The organism is Affinirhizobium straminoryzae (assembly GCF_007004135.1).
Lineage (GTDB): Bacteria > Pseudomonadota > Alphaproteobacteria > Rhizobiales > Rhizobiaceae > Neorhizobium > Neorhizobium straminoryzae.
The window spans coordinates 1-8,215 of record NZ_VJMG01000079.1 but is presented as its reverse complement, the minus strand read 5'-3'; the positions used below and the strand labels follow the sequence as shown (position 1 = coordinate 8,215).

Annotated in this window: 10 protein-coding genes; 7 read left to right on the top strand and 3 right to left on the bottom strand. The window is 65.2% G+C overall.

The genetic code is table 11. From position 1 onward, the window contains the following. From FNA46_RS23075 to FNA46_RS23055, 5 genes are all read left to right on the top strand, one after another. Positions 1–378, top strand: a 378-nt coding sequence (locus FNA46_RS23075) for a uroporphyrinogen-III synthase (protein ID WP_185969969.1), incomplete at its 5' end; no start/stop codon positions are given. A 63-nt stretch (positions 379–441) separates the two neighbouring features. Beyond that, positions 442–1,920: a hypothetical protein gene (locus FNA46_RS23070; RefSeq protein WP_143127571.1), complete on the top strand. Its 1,479-nt coding sequence runs from the start codon at positions 442–444 to the stop codon at positions 1,918–1,920. Positions 1,921–1,931: 11 nt separating this feature from the next. Next, complete coding sequence (locus FNA46_RS23065) at positions 1,932–3,551, top strand: heme biosynthesis protein HemY (protein ID WP_143127570.1); 1,620 nt, start codon at positions 1,932–1,934, stop codon at positions 3,549–3,551. 8 nt (positions 3,552–3,559) lie between these two features. Beyond that, the gene (locus FNA46_RS23060) at positions 3,560–4,036 is read left to right on the top strand and encodes a tellurite resistance TerB family protein (RefSeq protein ID WP_143127569.1); all 477 of its coding nucleotides are present in this window, start codon (positions 3,560–3,562) and stop codon (positions 4,034–4,036) included. A gap of 10 nt (positions 4,037–4,046) precedes the next feature. Next, on the top strand, positions 4,047–4,817 hold the full coding sequence (locus FNA46_RS23055; RefSeq protein ID WP_143127568.1) for a glutamine amidotransferase: 771 nt from the start codon (positions 4,047–4,049) through the stop codon (positions 4,815–4,817). 61 nt (positions 4,818–4,878) lie between these two features. On the opposite strand, the gene FNA46_RS23050 is transcribed toward FNA46_RS23055, so the two are convergent. Beyond that, entirely contained in the window at positions 4,879–6,117 is a 1,239-nt protein-coding gene (locus FNA46_RS23050) for an MFS transporter (protein WP_185969968.1), read from the bottom strand. Between the two features lie 134 nt (positions 6,118–6,251). On the opposite strand from FNA46_RS23050, the gene FNA46_RS23045 reads away from it, so the two are divergent. Together FNA46_RS23045 and FNA46_RS23040 are read left to right on the top strand one after the other, a co-directional pair. Continuing rightward, positions 6,252–6,545: a YggT family protein gene (locus tag FNA46_RS23045; RefSeq protein ID WP_143127567.1), complete on the top strand. Its 294-nt coding sequence runs from the start codon at positions 6,252–6,254 to the stop codon at positions 6,543–6,545. Continuing rightward, positions 6,542–6,853, top strand: a complete 312-nt coding sequence (locus FNA46_RS23040; protein WP_143127566.1) for a DUF167 domain-containing protein — start codon at positions 6,542–6,544, stop codon at positions 6,851–6,853. Before FNA46_RS23045 ends, FNA46_RS23040 begins: the two co-directional genes overlap by 4 nt. Here the strand turns inward: FNA46_RS23040 and ppa are convergent, their stop codons facing one another. After that, positions 6,854–7,387: an inorganic diphosphatase gene (gene ppa, locus FNA46_RS23035; protein ID WP_143127565.1), complete on the bottom strand. Its 534-nt coding sequence runs from the start codon at positions 7,385–7,387 to the stop codon at positions 6,854–6,856. Between the two features lie 137 nt (positions 7,388–7,524). Beyond that, positions 7,525–8,031 carry a GNAT family N-acetyltransferase gene (locus FNA46_RS23030; protein WP_143127564.1) on the bottom strand — a complete coding sequence of 169 codons (507 nt, stop codon included), beginning with the start codon at positions 8,029–8,031 and terminating at the stop codon, positions 7,525–7,527. Positions 8,032–8,215: the final 184 nt, after the last annotated feature.

The window sequence follows — 8,215 nt, the reverse complement described above, 5'->3', positions numbered from 1 at the left end:
AGCCCGGCCTCGAAGGCGGGAGAGCGCGGATCGCCCGCCTTCGAGGCCGGGCTTGCCCGGGCCGGCATCAAGGTGTCCACCGTCGTCGCCTATGCGATGCGGGAGGTGGCATGGGGTGCCGAGGCTGTGGCGGCGCTCTCGCCGCTGCCCGAGGCCCTGCTTCTCTATTCGAAGGAAGCAGCCCGGCATGTCTTTCGCCGGCTAACACCCCGGCTGACCGAAAAGCGGGATCATGCTTTCCATGTTCTGTGCCTCAGCCCGCAGGTGGCCGAGGCCGTCCCGCAAAAAGACATGATCGAACTGCATGTCGCGGACCAGCCGGACGAGGACCAGCTTCTCCTTCTTCTTTCGTCGTGCGGGGGAACCAAAATCCGCTGAGCCTCTTTCCATCCGCCGTCCGGCTGACTAGGTTCGAACAAGACAGTCCAGAATGAGGTTGCCATGGTTTCCGACAAGCCGCCCCGCCGCTCCCGTTCGGGAAAGACACCGGTCACGATCGATCTGGCGGCCGAGGAGACAAAAGCTGCGGAACCGCCTGCTGTCGCCGAACCGGTGCGCAGCACCGATACGGATGCGGTGATCGAGACTGCGACCCCGGAAGACGCGCCAGCCCAGAGCACGCCGGCCGATGGCCCTGCGGCCGCTCCTGATGCCGCAGTCCTTCCCCCCTCCACGGACCATGGCGAGACGCCGGCAAACGCCCCGGAAAACGACGATTGCGCCGCAGCGCCGGTGTCGCCGGCCGCAACGGGCAGTTCCGCACTCTGGACCACGTCCGCAAAGTCTGCGGAACCGCCGAACGAGACGGCCGCCGAGACGGCCGCACGTCCCTTCCCTGATCCTGCCGACGAAGCACAGGCGCCGGACAGTGCCCGGCCAGCCCCGGAGACCGTCGATCCGCTGCCATCGCCCGCAAAGCCGGAAGCGGTCGCCAGCAACACGGTGGACGCCGATGCGCGACAGGAGATCCCGGCCGCCGCCGCCCCCGTTGTCACGCCGCCGGCCGCGGGGCCGAAAACCTCCGCCATGATCGCCTCCGGTATTCTCGGCGGCATCGTCGCGCTCGCGCTGGCCGGCAGCATGCAATATGCCGGTTATCTGCCAGGGCTCGATCCGCAGCAGCGCGGCGGCGCAAGTTCGGCGGCGCTGGAGGATCTGCGCCGCGAGGTCGCTTCCTTGCGCAGCGGCGGCTCCGGCGGACAGGACCTGACCGCCCGTGTCGCGGCGTTGGAAAAATCCTCCGGCAATACCGGGGCATCCGGCCAGATGACGGCTGCCTTGCAGCAGATGAAGAGCGATATCGACGGCCTGAAATCCGCGCTGCAGGCGCAGGGTGCCAGCGACGCGGAGCTGAACCGGCAGATGGATACGCTGGCGGCCAAGGTGAACCAGCCGGGTCGCGAACAGGCGGTCGCCCGCGCCCTCGCGGCCGCGGCGCTGAAGGCCGCCACGGAGCGCGGCGGCTCCTTCGAGGCGGAACTGGCGACCTATGCCGGCGTTGCCAAGGGCGACCCGGCGATCGAAGGCCTGCGTCCCTATGCCAGCAATGGCGTGCCGACCCGGGCGGAGCTTTCTCGGCGCCTGCCGGCCGCCGCCAACGCCATTCTGGACGCCGCGCATCAGCCGGTGGAGGGCCAGTCGATCACCGAGCGGCTTCTCGCAAGCGCCATGCGCGTGGTGCGCGTGCGCCCCGTCGGCGAGGTGGAGGGCGAGACGGCGGAAGCGATCGTTGCCCGCATGGAGGAGCGCGTGAAGAATGGCGATCTGAAGGCCGCGTCTGCCGAATGGAGCAAGCTGCCGGAGACATCCCGCCAGGCATCCGCTCCCTTCAAGCAGGCGCTCGACGCGCGCATTGCCGTCGATGACCTGATGAACGGCACGCTGACGCGCGCCATGGCCAGCGCCGGCGCCAACGGCTGAGGAGAGCCCCGATGATCCGTCTTTTCCTGTTTGCCGTCGCAACGCTCGCTCTCGGCTGGGGCTTTTCATGGCTTGCCGACCGGCCGGGCCTGATCACCATCACCTGGCAGAGCATGGAGATCGAAACCAGCCTGATGGTGGCGGCCACCGTTATCGTCGCGCTGGTGTTTGCCGTGATGTTCGTCTGGTGGCTGATCCAGACGATCTGGACCTCTCCGCATTCGGTGCGCCGCTTCTTTCGCGCCCGCAAGCGCGACCGCGGCTATCAGGCACTTTCGACCGGGCTGATCGCAGCGGGCGCCGGCAATGCGCTGCTGGCCCGCAAGATGAGCGCCCGGGCCCGTGGCCTGCTGCGGGCCGACCAGGAACCGCTGATCCAGCTGCTGGAGGCGCAGACGGCGCTGATCGAAGGCCGCCATGACGAGGCGCGCGAAAAATTCGAGAAGATGGCCGAGGATCCGGAAACGCGGGAACTGGGACTTCGCGGGCTCTACATGGAAGCGCGCCGCCTCGGCGCCAACGAAGCGGCCCGCCAATATGCCGAAACGGCGGTGGAGAACGCACCCTACCTGCCCTGGGCCGCCGAAGCGACGCTTGAATATCGCTGTCAGGCCGGCCGCTGGGAAGATGCGATCCGCCTGCTCGACCAGCAGAAGATCGCCAATGTCATCGAACGCCGGCAGGCCGACCGCTGGAAGGCCGTGCTTCTGACCGCACGCGCCACCGAGCGGCTGGAAGGCGACCCGAAGGGCGCCCGCGACGATGCGAAAGCTGCCCTGAAGCTCGCCAAGGATCTGGTGCCGGCCGGCATCATCGCGGCAAAAGCCTATTTGCGGGAAGACAATCTGCGCAAGGCGGCCGCCATCCTGGAAAATCTCTGGAAGATCGCCCCGCATCCGGAACTGTCGGAGGCCTATCTGCGGGCCCGCAGCGGCGACAGCGCCGCCGACCGCCTGAAGCGCGCCGAAAAGCTGGAGGCACTGAAGCCGAACAATCCGGACTCCCTGCTGGCGGTCGCCCAGGCGGCGCTCGATACCAAGGATTTCAGGCGCGCCCGCGAAAAGGCCGAGGCTGCATTGCGCATGGACCCGCGCGAAGCCACCTATCTTCTTCTCGCCGACATCGAGGAAAACGAGACCGGCGACCAGGGCCGCATCCGCCACTGGCTGAACCAGGCGCTGCGTGCGCCGCGCGATCCGGCCTGGGTGGCCGACGGCGTCGTGTCGGAACGCTGGCTGCCGCTGTCCCCCGTCACCGGGCGTCTCGATGCCTTCGAGTGGAAGCGTCCCTTCGGCCAGCTGGAGGGTCCGGTGGAGGAAGGCTCGCTCGCCGCCGACACCGCCATTGCCAGCCTGCCGCCGCTCTCGACATCGGACCTGCCGGCCGAGCCGCGCCTGTCGCCGGTGATCGATGCGGCTGCCACGGCAGAAACAGCGGCCGCCAGATCACCGACACTTTCCGTGGTCCCGCCGCGGGAGGCAACACCGGCCAAACCGGCAGCCGCGCCCGCCCCCGCGTCAACGGCAAGGGAGGAGCCTTCCGCCCCCTTCAACGGTCGCCTGCCCGATGACCCCGGGGTCAAGGACAGGGACACCGTGAGCGAACCCGCGACGCGCCTGAAGCTGTTCTGAGACAAGAGATGTTCGACCGTATCCTCGACTTCATCCAGGAGATCACCGGCGACAGGCCGCATGGCGAGTTCGCGCCGGATGATCCGCGCGTCGCGTTCGTCGCCCTCTGCTTTCAGGTCATGGAAGCCGACGGCATGATCTCCGACCAGGAAAAGAGCCGCCTGCACGACCTGCTACGCGAGCGTTACCATCTCGACAGCGTGCATCTGGAGCAACTGATCGAGGCCGGTCGCGAGGCCGGCTCCGAAGCGGTTGACTATTATCGCTTTACCTCCGATCTTAAACGACACCTCACGCCGGACGATGCCGTGGCGCTGGTGGGCGCCCTCTGGGATCTCGTCTATGCCGACGGCGAACGCAGCGAAATGGAAGATCACGTGATTTGGAGGATCGCCGATCTTCTGGGCGTTTCGGCCCGCGACCGGGTGATGGAGCGGCAAAAGGTGGCCGCGCGCACTGTGGGAGGCGATACGGGAGGAGACTGAGGATAGCCGGATGCTGATGAACCCGTCGCAACGCATGCAGAAAGACCCCGTTCTCGTCGTCCTCCACCAGGAACGTTCCTCGCCCGGCCGCGTGGGACAGATGCTTCTCGAGAAGGGGTTTCCCCTTGACGTCCGCCGCCCGGCGCTGGGCGATCCACTTCCCAGGTCACTTGCCTGCCATTCCGGTGCGGTCATCTTCGGCGGCCCGATGAGCGCCAATGACCCGGAGCCCTTCGTCAAGACGGAGATCGACTGGATCTCCGTGCCACTCAAGGAAAACAAGCCCTATCTCGGCATCTGCCTCGGGGCACAGATGATGGTGAAGAACCTCGGCGGCCGCGTTGGCCCTGACAAGGAGGGAATGACCGAAATCGGCTGGTACCCTTTGCGGGCCACCGAACATGGTCGCCTCATCATGTCCTGGCCGCGGATGGTCTATCATTTTCACCGCGAAGGCTTCGACGTGCCGCGCGGCGTGGAACTGCTGGCGCAAGGCGATGCTTATCCGCATCAGGCGATCCGCTATGGCGACAATGCCTGGGGCGTGCAGTTTCACGCGGAGCTGACGCGGGCGATGATGCACAGCTGGGTGGTGCGGGGCGCGTCGCGGTTCGTTCTGCCGAATGCGCAGCAGGGACGCGAGCATCTGGAAGGCCGGATGATCTTCGATGCGCCGCTGAAGGCCTGGCTCTGGACCTTCCTCGACCTGGTCTTCCAGCGTCCGGTCTTCGAGGCTGAACGCGCCCGCAGCCGTCCGAAGCTGGAAGCCGCGTTCTCCTGACCTTGTTGCACGCCCGATCCGCCTTCAGGCGGGCGAGCCGAAGCGGCCGTCCCGGCCCGGCTCAGGGATTGGACGGCGCGTCGAGATTGTCGATCTTGCGCAGCTTCGGGAAACCGAGTGCCCAGATGATGGCGACCGCCAGCGTGCCGAAGCCGCCGACAACGACGGCGGGCACCGCGCCGATCACATGCGCCATGGTGCCGGCGCGGAATTCGCCGAGCTCGTTGGAGGCGCCGACGAAGACCATGTTGACGGCGTTCACGCGACCGCGCACCTCGTCCGGCGTCCACAGCATGATCAGGCTTTCGCGGACATAGACCGAGATCATGTCGGAGGCGCCCATCAGCATCAGGGCTGCGATGGAGAGCCAGGCCGTCTGCGACAGGCCGAAGATCACCGTGCCGAGGCCGAACAGGGCGACACCGACGAACATGGCAACACCCGCATGCTTGCGGATCGGATAGGCCGCGAGTAACAGCGCCACCACGATTGCTCCGATGCCGGGTGCGGAGCGCAGCAGGCCGAGGCCCCAGGGACCGAGATCGAGCACATCGCGGGCAAAGACCGGCATCAGCGCGACCGCACCGCCCAGCAGCACGGCAAACAGGTCGAGCGAGATGGCGCCCAGCACCACCTTCTCGCCCCAGATGAAGCGGAAGCCGGCAAGGATGGTGGACCAGCTCACGGCCTTGGAGGCAGCCCGCTGCGCCGGCTTCGGAATGCTGATGATGAGAAGTGCAGCCGCAAGCATGAAGAGGAGCGCGGTGGAATAGGCCGCGACCGCGCTTGCGCCATAAAGCAGGCCGCCCGCAACGGGGCCGAGAATGGAGGCCGTCTGCCAGGAGGAGGAGTTCCAGGCAATCGCGTTCGGCAGATCCTGTTCCGGCACCAGGTTCGGCGCCAGCGACTGGACCGCCGGCCCCATGAAGGCCCGCTCCACACCGAAGACAAGAAGGATACCGAACACCGGCCAGGGCGAGAAGCTGTGGGTCAGCGTCAGCGCCAGAAGGGCGCCCGTGCACAGGCTGCCGAGCAGAAGGCAGGCGGCCACGATGGCGCGGCGATTGTAGCGATCCGCAACAGAACCAGTGACAAGGATCAGGAGCAGCGAGGGCAGGAACTGGAACAGGCCGATCAGGCCGAGATACAGCGCATTTCCCGTCACGTCATACATCTGCCAGCCGACCGACACACTGACGATCTGGATGGCGAAGGCGGCGAGGAAGCGGCTGAAAAAGAAGCGCGCATAGGAACTGTGGCGGAAGGCGGCGAACCGGTCGCCGGAGGCGGGAATGGACATCAGGAGTCGCTTTCGACGCACCGCCTGAGCCGCGGTCGCCTGTTAAACATGATTTGCCATGGGCACTGCCAGGGCACTTGCCGCTTAGTTCGCCAATGTCTACATGTCTGTCAACTACAGATATGGAGTTCTGGATGATCGCGCTGTTTCAGACCATCGACCTGGCCTTGAACCTCTATACATGGGTGCTCATCGTCAGCGCCATCTTCTCCTGGCTGTATGCGTTCAACGTGATCAATTCGCACAACCAGGTGGTCAACTCCATCGGCACGATGCTGTATAATCTGACCGAGCCGGCGTTGCGGCCGATCCGCCGCGTCATGCCGGACCTCGGCGGCATCGACATTTCGCCGGTCATCCTGCTGCTGATCATCTTCTTCGTCCGCTCCCTGATGTGGACGACGATTGCGCCGCTCTTCATCCGGTGAGCCCGGCCAAGGCCTTTGCCGACCATCTGAGACTGGCCGTCCGCCTGACGCCGAACGCATCCCGCGACGGGATCGATGGGCTGGACACGACGGTGGATGGTGAGTGCTGGCTGAAGGCACGCGTTACCGCCGTGCCGGAAGACGGCAAGGCCAACAAGGCGCTGATCCAGCTGATGGCGAAGGCGCTGCGGCTTCCCAAATCCTCCATCGCCTTCATCTCCGGTGAAACGGCGCGCAAAAAAATCCTCCGGATCGAGGGCGACCCGGAGGATCTGATGAAAAAGCTCGATCAGCTGCTCGCGCGCTGATTACTTCTGGGCCTTGTAGCGCTCGATGGCTTCGACGATCAGCTTCTTGGCCACCGTCACATCCTGCCAGCCGCCGATCTTCACCCACTTGCCGGGCTCCAGATCCTTGTAGTGCTCGAAGAAATGCTCGATCTGCTTCAGCGTGATTTCCGGCAGATCGGTGTAGTTGTGGATCTTGTCGTAACGCTGGGTCAGCTTCGGAACCGGCACGGCGAGAATCTTCTCGTCCTTGCCGCCATCGTCTTCCATGATCATGACGCCGATCGGGCGAACGGCGATGACGCAGCCCGGAACGAGCGGGCGAGTATTGCAGATGAGAACGTCGACGGGGTCGCCATCTTCCGAGAGCGTGTGCGGCACGAAGCCGTAATTGCCCGGATAGGTCATCGGCGTGTACAGGAAACGGTCAACGATCAGCGCGCCGGCTTCCTTGTCCATCTCGTACTTGATCGGATGGCCGCCGACCGGCACTTCCACGATGACGTTGACGTCGTCCGGCGGGTTCTTGCCGATCTTGATTGCATCAATACGCATGTTTTTCCCCGAAAGCGTTGGATGGTGACGCCTCGATACTGGGAAATTCCCTGCATTGCAACATGATGATCAAGAGGAAAGCCCGGGCGGGAAGCTGCCCGTGATCACTCTGCCAGAGGCGGTGTCGCACGCCGTGATCAGGGCCAGACGAAACCGATCTTGCGCAGACGCACGTCGGCGAAATCCTCCATGCCCTCGGCAAGATCCAGCCCGCCATGCCGGCGGAAGAAGCGGATGGCATGCTCGCTGTCTTCCAGACACCAGACCACAAGGCCATTGCAGCCGAGCGATTTCAGCAGACGCCGCGCCTCGCCGAACAGGCGTCGGCCAAGCCCGATGCCCTGGAATTCCGGGCGCAGATAGATCTCGTAGATCTCGCCATCCTGCGGCAGAGCGCGGGCGCGATTGAGGCCGATGGTGGCATAGCCGGCAATCGTGCCGGCGACATCGAGAACAAGCAGGGTGGCCGGGCCTCGGGCTGCCCGCCGCCACCAGGTCTCGCCGCGTCGCTCCAGCATCTCGGTCAGCGGGCGGTGCGGGATCAGGCCCGCATAGGCCTGGCGCCAGGCTTCGCGGTGAACCTCAGACACCGCGGCTGCATCCAGCGGTTCTGCCCGCCGCACCTCGATGGACAATGTCTTCATGACAACACTCTGAACCTGTCGCCGCCCCTTCCATCATTCCGCAAAGGAACGACGGTACGGCTCACGAACGTCATGCGTGGAACCGCAACCCGAAGTTAACGCTTTTTTAATCTGACGAACAAGCCCGCCCGCAACGCGGCGCACACAAAAAAGCCCCGGAGAAATCCGGGGCTTTTTTGTGTGC